Source organism: Synergistaceae bacterium (assembly GCA_031272035.1).
Lineage (GTDB): Bacteria > Synergistota > Synergistia > Synergistales > Aminobacteriaceae > JAISSA01.
Genome location: JAISUO010000047.1, coordinates 44,820 through 62,068 on the forward strand (window position 1 = coordinate 44,820; position 17,249 = coordinate 62,068).

Genomic DNA, 17,249 nt, shown 5'->3' on the forward strand with positions numbered 1-17,249 from the left:
TTATCCTTCCTCGTAGAGGCGAATAGCAAAATCAGGACACTGCAATTCGCACAATCCGCAGCGAATACAATTTTCCCCTGCACCGATCACAGGTTTTCCCTCAGCGTCCCTGGATAAAACCCGTTTAGGGCATATTTCGACACAAACGCCGCAGGCTTTGCACAAACGCCTGTCAATTTCAGGAAAGCTTTTTCCCTTCGTCTCCAAGTTGCGTCCTCCTCGTGAAAAATTTACCCGCCGGAACAGTTCATCAGGTATCAGAGAAATATGACATAAATTATAGTAAGATCTTTATATAATAAAAATACTAATCTTTTATGCGAACTATAATATTTTTTGTATGACTCCTGCAGGGATTGTGGCACACAAAAAGGATCTTCAGAGATCTTCAGGGACCTTTGAGAAAAACCCGCGTCACAGGCCCAGCAAATTTGGAAGCCCCGTGACTAAAGCGGGAATGTAGGTAATCAGAAAGAGAACAATCAAAATAGGGATCAGCATATAACAAAGGTCGCGAAGCATATCGCGCAGGGTGATCTTCGCAATGCCGGCCGCGACAAAGAGACAAACGCCAAGCGGCGGCGTGCACATGCCGATGGTCAGGTTGACGGCGACCACAACGCCGAAATGAATCAGGTCGATATGATACGCCTGCACCAGCGGCAGAAACAGCGGCACAAAGATCGTTATCGCGCTGATCGTGTCGATAAACGTGCCGGCGATCAGGAGAACGACATTCATCAAAAGCAACGCCGCCCACTCCGTGTGCACGATCGTCTGCAACAACGCCGTCACCTGCTGCGGTATCATCTGAATCGTCATAAACCAGATGAAAAGGCTGGCCGTCATCAAAACCGTCAGGATGATTCCGTTCTGAATCGCCGCGTCGACCATGGCGTTCCACATGCTTTTCCAGCTCAGCTCCCGATAGACCAGCCCGCCGACGATAATTGCGTAAGCGACGGCTGCGGAGGCCGATTCGGTAGGCGTGAAAACGCCTGAGACGATACCGCCGATGATGATGATCGGCATGATCAGCGCGAGAATCGCGTCTCCAAAATCCTTTGCCACCTCGCGCCAGGTGCTTTTCCCCGCTTTTCCCACATAGCCCCTCTTTTTACTGATGATGTAGTTGGTGACCATGATCAGAAGACCCATCAGAAGACCGGGGACCACTCCGCCCATAAAGAGCTTCGCGATTGAGCAGCTGACCATGACGCCATACACCACAAGAGGAATGCTGGGCGGGATGATCGGGCCTATGGAGCCGGATACGGAGACGAGCGAAGCCGCATATGCCCTTGAATAGTTCTGACTGACCAGTTCGCTCATCAAAATTCCTCCGATGGCTGCAGTCGCGGCAATCGCGGAGCCGGTGACCGCCGCGAAGATCATGGACGCAAGCACGACGACCATGCCAAGTCCGCCAGGCATGTGTCCCACCAGCGTCTGGGCGAAGTTCGTGATTCTGCGGGATATTCCCCCCGCCGCCATCAGGTTGCCGGCCAGCATGAAAAGAGGAATCGCGATAAACGTGATGTTATCGATGCCGGTAAACATCCGCTGTACAATAATCTCCATCGGGATGGTGGCGCCCAAAAGCCCCAGCAGCGTCGTGAAGCCCAGCGAAAAAGCGATGGGCGTACCGATAAGAAAGATGCCGAACAGGACGAATACCCAAATCATATCCCAGCCCCTCCTTCACCGGAGGATACCGCTTTGTCCCTCAAAAAAAGCATCCTGTACGTATCGATCGCCAGCGCGGCGATCATCACCGTCGACACTACGGGAAACACCGCGTATACATAGCTCATGGGAAATTCCAGATACGGCGTATATTGATCGGTATTGGCCAGTATGAACGGAATGCTGTATCGCAGGACGGCGATTAAAAAAACGCACATGATGACGTTGGAGACGACCCCGAAAATATAACGCTTTTTCTCAGGAATGAACTGGAGCGCCACATCGATGTTCAGATGAGCCTTCCGGATAATGCCGACGCAGCTTCCGCAGAAAACGGAAAAAATGAAGCAGATGCGGATGACGTCGGTCGACCAGGGGATCGACATGTCGAAAACATACCGCTGCAAAACCTGCACAAACGAGACGACAAATATGACGATAAGACAAACGCCGCCAATGACGGCAAAGATACGATCCATTTTCCCCACTGACAATCACCCCAAATCTTCCAGGTCGGCCTCAATAAAAAAATAAAAAAGATGAGGCGGCTGCCGACAGTCCGGCAGATCTCCGCCTCCTGCAAACAACGATATTTTACTTCGGCGCCTTTGCGGCCTCGCTTCTGAGCAGCGCGACAAGTTCTGCCGGCACGTTGTCGAGGTTCTTTTCGAACCCTTTCGTTATCTCCACAAACGCCTCTATATCCGGATGTTCTTCCACGATGGTGCCGGCTTTTTTGATGACTTCGAGACGCTCCTGCTCAAGCTGTTCGAGTTTCGCGACCTGGAATTTTCCGGCCTCAAGCGCCGCTTCTTTTATGATCTTCTGATGCTCCGCGCTGAGGGCATTGAACCATTTGGGATTGGCCAAAACGGCAGTGGGCTCGTAGGTGTGAGCGTCAAGCGAAAGATACTTCTGCACTTCGTAAAATTTGGAGGAGTAGATTGTGGAGATCGGATTCTCCTCCCCGTCCACGACCTTCTGCTGAAGCGAGCTGTAAAGCTCCCCAAACGCGATCGGCGTAGGAATGCCGCCAAGCAGCTTGATGAGCTCCATCCATCCCTTGGACTCCATTACGCGGATCTTGAGTCCCTTCAGGTCGGCCGGCGTCTTAATGGGACGCGTATTGTTGGTGAAATGCTTGAATCCCATCTCCCACCAGTCGAGATTGATGAACCCCTTCGCGTTGACGAGTTCCGTCATTTTCTGCCCAAACGGGCCGGAATACACGGCGGCCACCTGTTTGCGGGTATGCAGCACGTAAGGAAGTCCGAATATGGCCGTCTCCGGGACAAAACTCGGCAACGCGCCGCCCGCCGAGATCGTCGTCATTTCCATGGTCCCCATGCGCACGCCCTCGATGGCATCCCGTTCGCTGCCCAGCTGACCCGACGGGAATATCTGGACGGTAATCTCCTTCCCGGAACGCTCCTCCACGAGTTTTTTAAACTGCTCCAGCGCAATCTGGTACTGGTGCTCGGTGCTGCCGGCGTGCGCCACCCTTATCTGCACCGCGGCGAAAGCGCCGCCGCACGAAAAGAGCAAAACCGCCGCTGTCAACGCAAAAAACTTCGCATACTTCTTCATTTCTTCCCCTCCATTCTATTATATGAATGGTCATATCCCCCACCGAAGATGGGAGTGTATGACTTCCTCAGCCCGTTCGATTCCATTTTTTAAAATGAACTTACTTCAAGTTGAAGACCGGTTTTTCTGATAAGGCGTCCGAGCAGAAAATCCACATCATCTTTCGTTCCCGCTGAAAGCGCGGCCACCGGTTCGCGCTGCGCCGCATGGGCAATCAATCCCCGTTTGCACAGCACATATTTACGTATGGCGATTCCAATTTTCGGCTGCCCCTCATAGCGCAAATAGGGCAGATGCGCGTCGTATAAATCCTGAAATTCGCTTCTTTTCCCACTTTCCACAAGCTTCAGACCTTCCACCAGGAACTCGGGAAAAGGATAGCCCGTCATGGCGCCCGACGCCCCCGCGGCGTATTCACAGTCCAGGGAAAGCCCGCCATTTCCGCCGAAAATCGGGATATTTCTCATGGAGCCTTCTCTCTTAAACTGATTCAGCGTTCTGAGTTTATCCATCCCCGGCCAGTCCTCGTTTTTGATTGCCACGCAGGATTCGTTCCGGTTGACGATTTCCCGCAGGACGTTCGGCGTAAAAACGACCTGATGAACGAGGGGATAATCCTGAATCACGAAAGGAACGCCGGATCCCAGAGTTCTGGCGACGCAATCGAAATATTCGATAATCTGGGCGTCGCTGCGCAGGTGAGAAGGAGGCGCTATCTGAACGCCGCCGGCGCCGGCCGCCATTGCGTTCAAGGCGGTGCGTCTCATCGAGGCGAATCCGGGAGAGCTTGCTCCCACAATGATTTCCAATCCGCCGGAGTGTTGGACGAACTCCCGAATCACAGCGTCCGTTTCGTCGCAGTCCAGTTTTGTGGCTTCACCGAGCAACCCCAGAATCGTTATGCCGGCCACTCCGACATTTTTATAAAAGCGGCAAAGCCTGGCGATCGAAGCAAAATCGATCGCTCCGTCCGGCAGGAAGGGCGTCGGAGAGATCGGGAAAACACCCCTCGTTTCTGTGGAAAGCATGATTTATATCGCCTTCGTTCTCAAATCAGTATTGAAAGCCATTGCCAATATAGGCTTATTCTTAATCCCGTTTATTCCGGCCTTTTCATCCTTAAAAATTCTTCGACGTGGAACAGCAGAGAATCGATGTCGTTTTCAGTGGTGTAATGGTGCATCGAAACTCTGATGCCGCCGGTCCCGACGGCACAGCGCAGGGAGACGATCAGCCCTCTGGAGATCAGGTAATCGACCAGCTCTTTTTCACGGGATGATTTTCCGTCCTTTAAGCCGAGATTGAAGCTGACGGTGGACGACATGTGTTTCCGATTCTTCGAGCTGCAGGTGTCGACGCCGATTTTCTTCAGGCCCTCCGTGAGCCGAATATTCAGCGAAATGATTTTTTCTTCGATTTTTTCGAGCCCGATGTCAAGCAGTATCTCTATGGCCCGGGTCAAACCCAAAATGCCGATGTAGTTTTTGTAAGCGCCTATCTCGAATTTCATCGCGGTCCGCACGTTGGGACAGGGGTCGAAAGGGGTTCTGCTGGGGTTCTCCAGATAAGAGACATAATTCTGATAACCGCTGGGCAGCTCCACGTTGAAATACGTGTCGTAGCTCGGCTCCAGTTTCTCGACCAGTTCCCGCCTGACGTACAAAAATCCCATGCCGAACGGATTACAAATCCATTTCTTCGAGCCGGTACAATAAAAATCCGCGCCGGTCTCCCTTACGTCGACGCGCATCGCGCCGACCTCCTGTATCCCGTCCACCGCGACGAGGCAGTTGCTGCGATGGGCCAGCTCGGATATTTCTCGGACATCGGCCCGAAAGCCGTTGATCTCCTGGACGGAAGCGAGCACGATGAGTTTTGTATGCTGATCAATGTATTTTCCGAAGATTTCCGCCGTGATCTCCCCGCCGACGTTTTCCACCCTGCGTATTTCGAAGCCGACTTTCCTTTGTTTTGGCCTGAGACAGAGGTAGGACGCCTGATATTCCAGGTCACAGATCAGCACGTTGTCCTCAGGCGCCAGCTCGACGATTTCAGATACGATACCCAGCCCGTGAGTCGTGCTCTCCACAAGCGCGATTTCGTCCGGAGAGCAATTAATCAGCCTTGCGACACGCTCGCGGCATGTCGCGAGGTACGACCGCATGATATTTGTCTTTTCGCTTCCCGGCAGCTGGCGATTACGCATAAGTTCCACGAAATCCCCCGCGCACGACAAAACCTCATCAGGATAAATTCCCGCGCATGCGCTGTCCAGGTAAATCGATTTTTCCGTCTCCATTATCCTTACGACTGCCTCCCTGTCTGGTTATGCCGCCGACTCTGCCCGCGAGCGTTTCCGATACTGGATGAATACGGCGGCAGCGGCGACCACTCCGGCCGCGAAGTTGAGCAGATAGGGAGTAGTCAGCAGAGTGATACCCGACGCAACAAAAATCACACGTTCAAGGATATTCATGTTTGTTACGAAATATCCGGTCAGGCCGGATGCCACCAGGAACATGCCGATAACCGCCGTCACTATGGCATAGACAATATGCAGGACGTGCGGGTGAATCAGGATCAGCTCCGGGCTGTATACGAAGATGTAAGGGACGACAAAAGCCGCGATAGCGAGCCGGGTGGCGTTGACTCCCGTCCGCATGGGCTCCGCTTTCGCCACGCCCGCCCCCGCGACCGCCGCGAGGCAGACGGGAGGCGTGATATCCGCGATGATTCCGAAATAAAAGACGAACATATGAGCGGCGAGAACCGGCACGTTCAAAGCGAGCAGAGCCGGGGCGGCGATCACGGACGTGATGACGTAATTTGCCGTCGTGGGGACGCCGATGCCGAGAATGAGCGACGTCACCATGGTGAACATAAGCGTGAGCATCAGATTTCCTCCGGCGACGGCAACCAGCGTCGAGCCAACCTTCAGCCCAAGACCCGTCTGCGTCACAACGCCGATGATGATCCCGGCGCAGGCGCAGGGCGCAATAATCGAGAGCGCGCTTCTGGCGCCGTTTTCAAGTCCGTTGAGAAAATCCCGAAGGGACATGCGCGTGCTTTTTTTGAACATCGAACACACGATCGCGGCCACGATGGCGCCGAGAGCCGCATAAGCGGGGGAAAATCCGTCTATCAGCAGATACAGAACGACCAGAATGGGCAAAAGAAGGTGTCCGCGGGATTTGAGAACTTCAGACGTCTTTTTCAGCTGTTCTTTCGGAAGGCCGAGCAGACCGTGTTTCAACGCCTCGTAGTGAACGCCGGCCCAGATTCCAAAGTAATACAGAACGGCGGGTATGGCCGCAGCGGTGATAATTCTGAGGTACGGAGTGTTGGTAAACTCAGCCATGATGAACGCGGCGGAGCCCATTATGGGAGGCATCAGCTGCCCGCCGGTGGAAGCGGCAGCCTCGACCGCGCCGGCAAATTCAGGGCGGTATCCCAGACGTTTCATCATCGGGATGGTGAAGCTGCCGGTTCCGACGACGTTTGCGACGGAGCTGCCGGAGAGAGTTCCCATCAGCGCGCTGGACAGGACGGCCACCTTCGCCGGCCCGCCAGGCTTATTTCCGGCGATGGAGTTGGTCAAATCCATGAAAAATTCACCCATTCCCGTTTTTTCGAGAAACGCGCCGAAGAGCAGGAACAGAAAAATGAAAGTGGACGATACGCCGATAGGCAGCCCCAATATCCCTTCCGTGGAGAAAAACTGATGCTGAATAAAGACGCCGAAGCTGATGCCCCTGTGAGCGAGCCTGCCGGGAACGAGCCTTCCATAAAAAGCGTAGAGCATGAAGATCAGAGAAAGTATGACCATCGGCCAACCCACAACGCGACGCACGGCCTCCAGCACCAGGATGAACATAATGACTCCCACGACCAGGTCGGTCTGGCTGATCAAACCCGCGCGGAGGACGATGGCTCTGTAGTTGATCACAAGATAGAGGCTGCAGGACAAAGCGATGAAGGAAAAAGCGACGTCGAGGGGATGTATTTTTTCATGCCACCTGGAGGTCATGGGGTAGAATAAAAAGATCAAAAATAAGCCAAAGCCGAGATGTAACGCCCTCAGCAGAATCGCGTCGAGCGTGATCACCGTGGATGTGACCAGTTGAAATACGGAAAACAGGATAAGAAGAACAGAGACGACTTTTGCAAAGGGACCCGCGAAAGCCCTGATATTGAAAGTTTTGTCATACTTTCTTAAAATATTGTCGACTTCGCTCGCGGAAAGCGCTGCGTCCTGTTGGATATTTTCTTCGTGAAGGTCGTCGGACATCATGTCATTCTCCTTTGCGTCTGAAGGCTTGGCGGATTAACCCGGTAAAATACCTGTCGTCTCTCTGTCGGATTGCATGACCCCGCAGGGGGTGTATCTGGTCCGGTTATCGTTCTATTTGATAACACCCTTGTCCTTGAAGAATTTCTGCGCGCCCGGATGCAACTCGATGCTCATTCCCTCCAGCGCCGTCTCCTCAATGATGAATTTACCGGCCGCGTGGGAGTTGATGATGCGCTGTTTGTTGGCGTACATGGTCTCAAGCATTTTGTACAGCAGGTCGGCGTCGAAATCCGCCTTTACGGCGATGATCGAGCGAACGGCGACGGACTGTATGTCTTTTGTCTGGCCGCGATACGTGTTGGCCGGAATCGTGAACCTCACATAGTAGGAATAATTTTTGAACAGATTTTCAATGACGTCCTCGTCGACCGGAGTGAGCTTGATTTCATTCGTGGTGGCAAGGTCAACGATGGCCGCCGTCGGAACGCCCACAAGAACAAACGTGGCGTCGATCTGACGGTCCTTCATCGCGGTCGCGGCCTCGTTGAAGGAGAGGAACTTCGCGTCGATGTCCTTGTCCGCGTCGATGCCCGCCGCCTTGAGAACCTGACGCGCGCAAGCCTCAGACCCGCTTCCGATCGCTCCGATGGCGACTTTTTTGCCCTTCAGGTCCTTCACGCTGCTGATATTGGCAGAGGCCTGGGTCACCAGCTGAATCGGCTCCGAGTAGAGGGACGCCACACCCTTCAGGTCAGGAAATTTACCGTTCGGGAAGAGAACAATTCCTTCTTTGGCGTAATAGCAAACGTCGTTCTGAGCGATGGCCATTTCCACTTCGCCGGTTTTGAGCAGGTTGATGTTGGCGACAGAACCGCCGGTCGTCTGCACGGTGGCGTTGACGCCCGGGATGTTATTGTTCCAGATATCGGCGAACGCGCCGCCCAGAGGATAATAAGTTCCGCCCGTTCCTCCCGTCGCGATGTTGATAAAAATCTGATCGGCGGCGGAAACCGGCGAAACTGCCGTAAACAGGCAGAAAACTATAACTGACAGCACAAAGAATTTTTTACTCATCACAATGTTCCTCCTTTTTGTTTTTCGTTACGTTCTTTTTTCCCATAGTCCGGTCAAAACGATTTCAACCTGTCATCACCTCTTTTCAACTGTGAACCCTGATCATGTATCGCGAAAACATCATCCATAAAAAATAACGAATTTTTAAGCGGGAAGTCTCTTACAAAATTAATTTAAGCACGATATTTCATAAAAAATATGTTTCATTTGAAGCATAAAAAACAATAACAATACATTATCCCCAAAAATCGCAGACAAAAATCAAAAATAAGCACAAATTTAGGAAGATGATTTTTTATTATATGATGCTCATAATATAATCAAAAATATCAATTTTTTATACGAACTATATTTTATTTCATATACCTTAGAGAGAGGGCGCCTTTCATGAACATCGAACACTACCGAAATTTTTTGCAGGTTGTCGAAGCCGGTTCCATTTCAGCGGGAGCCAAAATTCTCCGCATCGCGCAACCCGCTTTGAGCATCCAGATCAAGGCGCTTGAACAGGAGCTTGGGACGGCTTTGCTGAAACGCGGCGCGCGCAGGGTGGAGCTGACCAGCGCCGGAGAGATTTTTTATGAAAAAGCCAAAAACATTTGTTATCTGGACGACGCCGTGAAAAAAGAAATCGAAACCTGCATCAGCGGCCACCAGGGAATACTGTGGCTGGGGCTGACGCCGGCCTATCCGGATCCCTTCATGGGCAATCTCCTGCTGGATTTCCACGAAGCGTATCCCCAGATCCGATTTGAGATTTTCGAAGCCAACTCCGACGAACTGGTGGAATCTCTGAAAATTGGCAACATCGAAATCGGAGTGATTCGAACGCCTTCTTTCATTCCACCCATGCTGAAGGCCTCGATTTCTCTCGAAGAACATCTGATGGTGGTTTATAGAAAGGAAAACCCCTGGTTTTCTCCCGATATGAAGGAGATAAATATCACCGCGCTGGAAGGAGTCCCTCTATGCGTATCCAAAGGCTTCAGGCAAAAAATCAGCGATTCCTGTATGGAGGCCGGTTTTCATCCCAGCTTTCTCTCTGTCAGTTCTTCCCGCGGCTCCGCTCTGATGTGGGCAGCACGTGGAACGGCCGTGGCCATCATCGTTTCTCCCCGCACGGAAGATCAGGAAACGGAGGATTTGTGCTGCCGCATTCTCACCGGACGAGCCATGTCCACCCGAAGGTCTTTCGCCGTCAGCAAAGAACGGTCGCTTTCCGCCGTCGCGCAGACTTTCCTTGATTTTTGCGTGGAAAGGCCCGACTTAATCAACGAGAATAAACCTGAATCCAATATAATGCCAATTTGAAATCATAAAGTGCAGGCGTAATGTAAGCAGGTGTAATGTAAATTGAGGGCGGTTTTTGGCCGCCCTCACGTCAATTTATAAACCAGCGCGGAAATTTTTACCGTTTCCTTCCCGCTGCGAACGCCGCGAGAGCCGTCAGGAACATGAAGGGGCCGAAAGCGCCCGCGCTGCATCCCCCGCCGCTGGACTTTTGCTCTGACGCCGCCACGGTGAACGCCTTGACGTTCACGTCGAAGTTCCGGGGCGAGTATTCGTCCCAGGCGTCGGTCATCACGAGCTGGTAGGTGTCCAGCCACTCGGGGCCGTTCCCCACGTCGGAGTAAAGATAGCTGTGGCCGGGGGAGACGGCGGCGTCGTCGCTGTATCCGGGGATCATCGCCTCCGCCGGCAGGTACGCCTCCGACCCGTCCCGCGTCGCGATCTTCACCGCCACGGCGAAGCGCTCGCCCTTTTTCACCCGCACGGGCTCCTTCAGCCTCACGGCCCGGTAGCCCATCTCATAAGCCGCGCCGATCTGAGGGGCGGCAAGGGCCGGTTTGCCCGCGCCGGGCCCCTCGCCCGAGGGGATGTCCCTGTAGATTTGTATCTCGTAGGTCATGTCCTCGTTGGCGGTGACGAAGCCCGCCGCCACAACCTCCTCGTCCCGGACGGCCTCGAAAACCGCCGCCTCCAGATGTTCGCTGAGGTTGTTTCCCTCGATGTTCAGACAGTGCCCCAGGGCGTCGTGAAAATAGATGCCGTCCCAGCTCTCCAGGGGCTCCAGGGTGATGGAATACGGGCCGGGGACGTCGTCGCAAAACGTCGTGTCCTCATAGGAGATGTAAAAGTACCCGTTGTCGCCCACGGGCTCGCCATCGAACTCCGTCCCCCAGCTGTTCTGAATTTTCCACGCCCCATCCTCGGCGGGAACCACGTCCCCGGACCTGAAGTTCTCCCTGGAATACCCGTCGTCCCACCCGACGAGGAGCACCTCGTGATTGGAGTGGCCCTCCGTCGAATAAAAATGAGCGCCCCCGAGATACCCGTCAATGTCAAAGTTCGCGGACAAAGCGCCGAAATTTTCGTCCATAAGGGCCTTTTTGGCGTCCTCCACGCTGACGTGGCACAGGAAGGACCCGAGCCTGAACCGCGCGGGAGCGTAGGGCGCGGGGGGAAGGTACGTCGCCCATCCGAGGTCTCCCTCTCCCATGTCGGGGTAGGGCGCGTCCGCCTCCAGAACCGGCCCGGTCCCGCGCGACAGCATAGCGGCCACCTTGTCGGGCAATCCCCCGGTGTCGAAAATCGGGTTGTGAAGCTCTTCGTCGTTTCTCAAAAGGACGTTCCTGAAATATCCGGGCAGCCCGTTTCTTTCGTCGAAGCTGTACGTGAAGTACGCCAGGTGCAGCTCCGAAAGGGGCACGTAGGCGCCCTTGTTGATGAGGTTGGACTCCATCACCTCGATGGCCGCGAAGGCCCAGCAGGTGCCCCAGCCTTTTTGATTGGCCACGGGAGGCGTGCGCCCCAGCGCCGAGAGGTCGAAGGACGCGGGCAGTTCTATGTCCACGTCCGCCCCGGTCGCGCGGAGCGTCATTTTATTGTCCTTCCGGGCGGCGCGGGCCTTTTTCACATAGGACCAATCGATGGGGGAAGGCGGGTAATCCGTCTTCAGCGTCCCCTCTCTGTAACGCACAAAGTCCGGGTTGAGGGGGACGGGCCGAAGCCCGGCAGCCGCCTCCGCGTGGGACGCTCCCGAAGCGGCGAGCGCGAGAACCGCTAACGCATATAAAAGTTTTCTTATCATTTTTCTCATAAATTCACTCTCTCTCTTTAATCCACCAGCGCCGTGGCCACCTGGGTGACGACGATGTAGTTGACGTCCGTGGAGTTCGCGCGGGTGACGCGGACCACTCCCTGCCGGGTCGCCCCGGTGGTGTTTTCCTTGAAGGTTATGTAGAGTTTGTCGTTGGCTTGCGAGACGGTGTACCAGTCCCAGTTGTATCCTGTCGGAATGTCCGCGGTCCAGCCGCCCTCGGCCTGGATCTCCACCGGCGTTCTCGGCGTCCCCGCCTGTTTGCCGTAGGTCACGGTGTTCGTGCTGAAGCCCATGAGCGGCGGCTGCGGCAGGCTGATGTCCTGGGTGATGGTGTTCGCCTTCCAGCTTATGCCCCTGCGTTCGACAAGAGAGTTCTCGCCGTTTCCGTCCACGGCTTTAGCCTCCCAGATATTGGAACGGTCCGTCACGTCCAAAGACAGCCGGAATTTGTTGATTTTCTCCCGCTCTTTGGTGTCGATGCCCCATATCCACGTCTGGCACGGCTTGTAAACGGAGCGGGAAAGCTCCACCGCGTCCTCCAGCAGGCCCGGCAGCTTAAAATCGTACTGCCACCGGGGGGAAACGCTGTTCTGGATGAATTGCTTCACCGTCACGTCATAAGTCTGATAGCTCATGGATTTGCTTTGTGTATATCCGTGGAGGAGCATCGGCTTGACGGCGTTCCTGATGAAATTGGTGACCGCCAGTACGTTGCTCAGGGCCCCGGTTCCGCCTCCGCCCGCCGCGGCGGCTTCGTTGACGCTGGAGTTGCTGCCCACGGTAACCGTGGTCACGTTGTTATACGCCTCCGGCTTGGAATCCGAAAGGACGACGGCCCCGGAGGAGGCGCCTCCGAGGAGGAGGTCGTCGGCTATGGCGTACTGTGAAATGAAATCCTGAGCGACCTGCAAAGCAGACCCCATTACATAATACACTTTTCCATGAAGAGTCGCTTTGAAAAAAAGGGGAGGTTCTGCCCCGACTACCGCTTTTTTATATTCATACGGGCCGCCTTTGCCGCTGCCGTCGAGGAGACATTCCTGATAGACGTAGTACCAATCTTTTCCCATGTCGCCGCTGGCGACGCCGAAATGGTGCGCCGCCTGGATGAAGACGTTGATCTTCATGCTCTTGCCCCACGGGTTGGCGGAAAGGGTCGCCGTGTAGCTGGACGCGATGGACCCCAGGTCGGGGCTGTCCCCCTGGGCTTGGGCAACCGCGCTCAGGGCCTTGGAGGCGTTCAGCGATTTCTCCGCCATGTCCGAATCCTCCAGAAGCCACTCCCTGAAGTCCACGTAGTCGCCGAGAGGGTCCAGGGTCTGAGCTTCGATCGCATCGCCGCTTGAATCATCGGAAGCGACCTCCCCGTCCTCAATGCCTGGGCAGGCGTCGGCGGAAACGACATCGATGACATCGAAGCTGACCTGTTCGTTTTCCGTCAGCCACGCGGAGTCGTACTGGACGAAAATCTGATTGGGGTCCGCTTCCGTTTTGCGGAGCCCGTAGAAGAGCACCGGCGGGAAGTCCACTTCGTCATAGTTCTCAAACCCCACCTTGAATGGGCCGAAGGGCCTGCCCAGAATGCTGTGAATCTCAATGACGCTGAATTTATCGGGCGATATGACGGCGACGCGCCCGGCGCTTTGAAGCTCGGCGGGCCCGAAGGGGTAGCCGTGCCTGGCGTACGCGTCGGGGTCCACCCCGTCCACAAAGACATCGACCAACGCTTCGTTGGTGATCAGAATGGGGATGTCCTCTTCGGAATCGTAATCGACGATGGCGATGCCGGCTTCGCTCAGTAATTTCTTCTGATCTTCCGGCAGCTCGCCCAGCACCGCTATTTTGGCCCTGAGGTCACTTCCGGAGTTCGCGGAGTCGGAGCCGCCGCTTCCGCACCCGCCGCCGCCGTTCATGATCATTATCAAAAGCAGCGCGGCCAACATTTTCCAGAACGTACTCTTTCTCATAAAACCCACTCTCCTTTTCTGGTTTATAGCGCTTACACAAATGTCTCTCGGAAATCCCCAATTGACCAGGGTCGAGGCGTTAATAATAATGATAGCTCAAACTTCGCAGCAGCCGAGAAAAGTTCGCACCCTGAAAATTCAACAACGACAATCAAAAACAGGCAAAAACAGCGGCATGGGGTCCTTTTTGAGTACAATTCATGCAATGAGAAGCATAACACAGTCCCCCCGCTTTAAAAAGGTCCACGGGTTGATACGGCATCTCTGAATTGACAAATATGAGCGCTCTGTCAAAAATGGTATTGCTGAATCTGATCATTTTAGTGACGTTACGAAAATGATGGAAAAGGAGGGCTGACGTAATGACCACCACAACCACTGAGCAGAAGATTTCCGCCGAAAGAAAGAGCCTGATCGACCTGATCGGCAGGCTGCCCGAAAAGGCAGTTCTGCGGTTGAAGAGGTATGCGGAACGCGTGTATAAAGAAGAGCTGGAAGAGGCGGAAGAACCAGAAGAAGAAGAGGACATCTTTGACAGAGAAATATAAAGAATACGAGGCAAAATATGGCCCACTCTATAAGGGATGATTACGATGCCAACGCTCCGCACGAACCCAATGACGAAACTGCGGCTGTTCTGAAGGAATCATCGGATATTCGCGCCCTAACAGGACCGTTTAAGGTTCGGAACGAGGGCAATTTTTTGACCGCACCGGGCCTGAACAAGAATGCCTGACTTCGCGTATTCCAAACAATTTCAGAAGGATATTTTCGGCAGATGACCCGCCCGACAGACAGCCACAAAAGGAGCGTGAGGTCATGTCTGAAATCATCAGCTACAGGCAGGTAGAAGAAAAGGTGTTGACCATTCGCGGTCAGAGCGTCATTCTGGATCGCGATGTGGCGGAGCTTTATGGTGTGGAAACCAAGCGCGTTAATGAGGCGGTAACCCACAATCCCGACAAGTTTCCGGAAGGCTATATCATTGAACTTACGAAAGATGATTATGAATCTTTAAGGTCGAAAATTTCGACCTTAAACGTTCCCGTCGGTCGCGGGAAGCATACCAAGTACACGCCCAAAGCCTTCACCGAAAAAGGATTGTACATGCTCGCAACCATCCTGAAAAGCCCGGCTGCCGCACAAACGACCATCGCCATAGTAGAAACCTTCGCCAAAATCCGGGAGCTTTCCAGGACGGTTAGCCAGTTATCGGATACCCAGGAGAGAACCCAACAAAAGAGCCGCCTTTTATTAACAGCTCCTGTGTTTTCATTTCATTTCAGATTGTCTTAAACTGCTGTAAATCAGGTTACTGGCGGAGAAGGTGGAGTACAAATAGATGGTGTAAAATAACTCCATAACTTATTTCTATTGGTCAGAAATTTTTCTGTTGTACGGTTTGATGTACGGGAATTTTGCAGGTGGTTTTGACTTTCGAACTTGAGGAGTCTGCCTGCCGCTTATGACGCCGTTATGCTTCCACTCTCACGGCGGGCATCTATGAAACGGTTGATGTCCTCGACGATATACGCGCTCCCGGTCGTGTGCAGCGCGCCGTAGTGGTCATCAATGTACCGCAGAACGTCATATTTGCCGAACAGGTCCATCACGTCCCTGCCGTTCAAGTGCTTTGCCGCCTTGTATTCCTCAATGCAGTAAGCCATAAAATCTATCTCGGACATTTTTTATTACGCCTCCCTCGGAAAAGTCACGCGCCCGGAGTCAAGTTCCTCTCCCAGAAGATCCGCGAGACAGAGAGGGCTTAGATGCCACAGTTTCGTCTTTTCGTTTTCCAGCTTGCTGTACACGAAAGAAGAATAAAGCAAAGAAAATGCCTCCTGGTCGGTAACATTCCTTGCCTTCATGATCTCCCTGACGACCAATGGAACGAGCAGTTGAAGCGTCGCCTTGAATTGCTCCTGTTCGTTCATGGACACACCTCCAAAAAACTCTCAAAGCGCAGGTAAGAAAGCGCCTTTTCCGTCGCAAAAACCATCTGATCATAAAGTTTTCGCACTTTCAGACGCTCAATGGTTTCCTCTTTCGAGTACAGGCCCGCCTGATAGCCGACAAGACACCTGTACACTGTGTCATTCGCCACAGGACCGTAGATCACATCAACCCGTGGACCTTCATAAACGCCTCTGCGATTCGCAAGCACAAAATCAAACCAGACAGCATCGGGAGCCTCAAAACGCAGAACGGCAAGCTCCTTTTTCATGTGTTCATACTCCACATTGTAAACGCTGACGAACCGCCCGTCACCTGCCTTGCCCGTCAATTCCCGTTCGTATACTTTGCGAGCAAAGTCTTCGGCCTGCTTTTGGTTGGTCGTGGTGTAAAATCCGGGGCCGAAGTCCAACGTTCTGTTCGGGACCAAAAGCCTCGGCTCTTTGACGAAGACGTTGCTTCCATGAAAAACCTTCATTGGGCTTTGCCTCGATTGTCCATGTCTTCAAACTCCAATTTTTTCATCTTCGCTCATTTTCGGTGAATTCGGTCAATCATTCATTTTCTTTCCGCGACCGCGATATTGGCTTTCCCTCGTTTTCACCATTCACGATTTCCCAGTGTCCGAACCTTTTTCCCCCGACGCGAGTGATAATCCCAGCATTTTTCAGTTCTTCCAAATCGCGCAAAACAGTTCTCTTTGTGACATTCATGGTTTGAGACAACTGCGCGGAAGTAAGCGCTCCATCCGTAGCTATCAACTCCATGAGCTGGTCATGCCTGCTTTTTCCCTTTGTGACATCCTTTGTGACATTTATTGTGACATCCTTTGTGACATTGGCATCCTCTTCCATGCCATAGTTCAGGTTGTACAGCGTTGTGATGAACCAGGAGTCGTCAGAAAAAAAGACCGGCTGCCTGCCTGTGCTCTCATATTCTTTTCGGATTTTCTCCAACCCGCTGCCTCGGCGTTCCACCAGTTTGAGGCGCTGAAACAGATCGGCGATCACAGGATTTCTTCGTTTGGAGGGCACTTTCATAATGTCCATATTTTGGATTCGTTTGCCGTCCACCATACCGCCCGGCGAGGTGATCTCCAGCCTGTCGTCGTATATGTCGATATGAATCTCGCTTCCCATGAATGAATAATCACGGTGAATGATGGCGTTTACCAAGGCTTCCCGTATGGCGGTTTGGGGATAATCCGGCATTTCCACGCGCTTTTCGGGTGTTTTGCGCCATTTGACCTTGTAGTTATTTCGGATGAAATTGAGCCCGTTTTGTAGCAGCGATATCATGTTGCCGGAGTATTCGCTGTCATCAAGCGCGTCCACGAAAATGGAGCCTTTTTCCAGACCATTCCAACGGGTGCAGAAAATGCGCGAATTGTACACAGGGCAGGCGTCCGCCAGTAAAGCGCCGGCGTAAGTCAGACGACCGCCGCCTTCTTCCAGCAAGCCGAAGGATATAAATTCGTCCGGCAGTCGGAGAGCCTGGCCGGTTTCTTTTTTATTCGTCGCGTTCAACAGGGTGAAACTGTTGTCATCGTAAGAAAATCGGCTTTCAAGGCTGTCGAAAGACTGATGGC

At 53.3% G+C, this 17,249-nt stretch carries 17 protein-coding genes; 3 read left to right on the top strand and 14 right to left on the bottom strand.

Features of this window, described 5'->3' with window-relative positions; translation table 11 throughout:
• From LBR61_05895 to LBR61_05930, 8 genes are all read right to left on the bottom strand, one after another.
• A complete protein-coding gene (locus LBR61_05895; protein MDR1731609.1) occupies positions 1–207 on the bottom strand; it encodes a 4Fe-4S binding protein in 207 nt (68 codons plus the stop codon).
• A gap of 207 nt (positions 208–414) precedes the next feature.
• The gene (locus tag LBR61_05900; GenBank protein MDR1731610.1) at positions 415–1,686 is read right to left on the bottom strand and encodes a TRAP transporter large permease; all 1,272 of its coding nucleotides are present in this window, start codon (positions 1,684–1,686) and stop codon (positions 415–417) included.
• Positions 1,683–2,165: a TRAP transporter small permease gene (locus LBR61_05905; protein MDR1731611.1), complete on the bottom strand. Its 483-nt coding sequence runs from the start codon at positions 2,163–2,165 to the stop codon at positions 1,683–1,685. The genes LBR61_05900 and LBR61_05905 overlap by 4 nt, the downstream gene beginning before the upstream one ends.
• A gap of 115 nt (positions 2,166–2,280) precedes the next feature.
• Positions 2,281–3,273 (bottom strand): DctP family TRAP transporter solute-binding subunit, encoded by a 993-nt coding sequence (locus LBR61_05910; protein MDR1731612.1) that lies wholly within the window; start codon positions 3,271–3,273, stop codon positions 2,281–2,283.
• Between the two features lie 89 nt (positions 3,274–3,362).
• On the bottom strand, positions 3,363–4,301 hold the full coding sequence (locus tag LBR61_05915) for a dihydrodipicolinate synthase family protein (protein MDR1731613.1): 939 nt from the start codon (positions 4,299–4,301) through the stop codon (positions 3,363–3,365).
• 71 nt (positions 4,302–4,372) lie between these two features.
• Positions 4,373–5,572: an aminotransferase class V-fold PLP-dependent enzyme gene (locus LBR61_05920; protein MDR1731614.1), complete on the bottom strand. Its 1,200-nt coding sequence runs from the start codon at positions 5,570–5,572 to the stop codon at positions 4,373–4,375.
• Between the two features lie 27 nt (positions 5,573–5,599).
• On the bottom strand, positions 5,600–7,564 hold the full coding sequence (locus tag LBR61_05925; protein MDR1731615.1) for a TRAP transporter permease: 1,965 nt from the start codon (positions 7,562–7,564) through the stop codon (positions 5,600–5,602).
• 111 nt (positions 7,565–7,675) lie between these two features.
• Positions 7,676–8,638, bottom strand: a complete 963-nt coding sequence (locus tag LBR61_05930) for a TAXI family TRAP transporter solute-binding subunit (protein ID MDR1731616.1) — start codon at positions 8,636–8,638, stop codon at positions 7,676–7,678.
• 387 nt (positions 8,639–9,025) lie between these two features.
• On the opposite strand from LBR61_05930, the gene LBR61_05935 reads away from it, so the two are divergent.
• Positions 9,026–9,949, top strand: a complete 924-nt coding sequence (locus LBR61_05935) for a LysR family transcriptional regulator (GenBank protein MDR1731617.1) — start codon at positions 9,026–9,028, stop codon at positions 9,947–9,949.
• A 97-nt stretch (positions 9,950–10,046) separates the two neighbouring features.
• Here LBR61_05935 and LBR61_05940 read toward each other — a convergent pair whose 3' ends face one another.
• Positions 10,047–11,738 (bottom strand): lectin like domain-containing protein, encoded by a 1,692-nt coding sequence (locus LBR61_05940; protein MDR1731618.1) that lies wholly within the window; start codon positions 11,736–11,738, stop codon positions 10,047–10,049.
• A gap of 17 nt (positions 11,739–11,755) precedes the next feature.
• Entirely contained in the window at positions 11,756–13,708 is a 1,953-nt protein-coding gene (locus tag LBR61_05945) for a BACON domain-containing protein (protein ID MDR1731619.1), read from the bottom strand.
• A gap of 362 nt (positions 13,709–14,070) precedes the next feature.
• Between LBR61_05945 and LBR61_05950 the strand changes: the two genes are divergently transcribed.
• Positions 14,071–14,256 (top strand): hypothetical protein, encoded by a 186-nt coding sequence (locus LBR61_05950; GenBank protein ID MDR1731620.1) that lies wholly within the window; start codon positions 14,071–14,073, stop codon positions 14,254–14,256.
• Between the two features lie 271 nt (positions 14,257–14,527).
• Entirely contained in the window at positions 14,528–15,004 is a 477-nt protein-coding gene (locus tag LBR61_05955; GenBank protein MDR1731621.1) for an ORF6N domain-containing protein, read from the top strand.
• Positions 15,005–15,171: 167 nt separating this feature from the next.
• Here the strand turns inward: LBR61_05955 and LBR61_05960 are convergent, their stop codons facing one another.
• From LBR61_05960 to LBR61_05975, 4 genes are all read right to left on the bottom strand, one after another.
• Complete coding sequence (locus LBR61_05960; protein MDR1731622.1) at positions 15,172–15,393, bottom strand: DUF3791 domain-containing protein; 222 nt, start codon at positions 15,391–15,393, stop codon at positions 15,172–15,174.
• 6 nt (positions 15,394–15,399) lie between these two features.
• The gene (locus tag LBR61_05965) at positions 15,400–15,642 is read right to left on the bottom strand and encodes a hypothetical protein (protein MDR1731623.1); all 243 of its coding nucleotides are present in this window, start codon (positions 15,640–15,642) and stop codon (positions 15,400–15,402) included.
• A complete protein-coding gene (locus LBR61_05970; GenBank protein MDR1731624.1) occupies positions 15,639–16,139 on the bottom strand; it encodes a DUF3990 domain-containing protein in 501 nt (166 codons plus the stop codon). The genes LBR61_05965 and LBR61_05970 overlap by 4 nt, the downstream gene beginning before the upstream one ends.
• A 76-nt stretch (positions 16,140–16,215) precedes the next feature.
• Positions 16,216–17,118, bottom strand: coding sequence for a DeoR family transcriptional regulator (locus tag LBR61_05975; protein ID MDR1731625.1), 903 nt, complete (start codon positions 17,116–17,118; stop codon positions 16,216–16,218).
• Between the last annotated feature and the right edge of the window lie 131 nt (positions 17,119–17,249).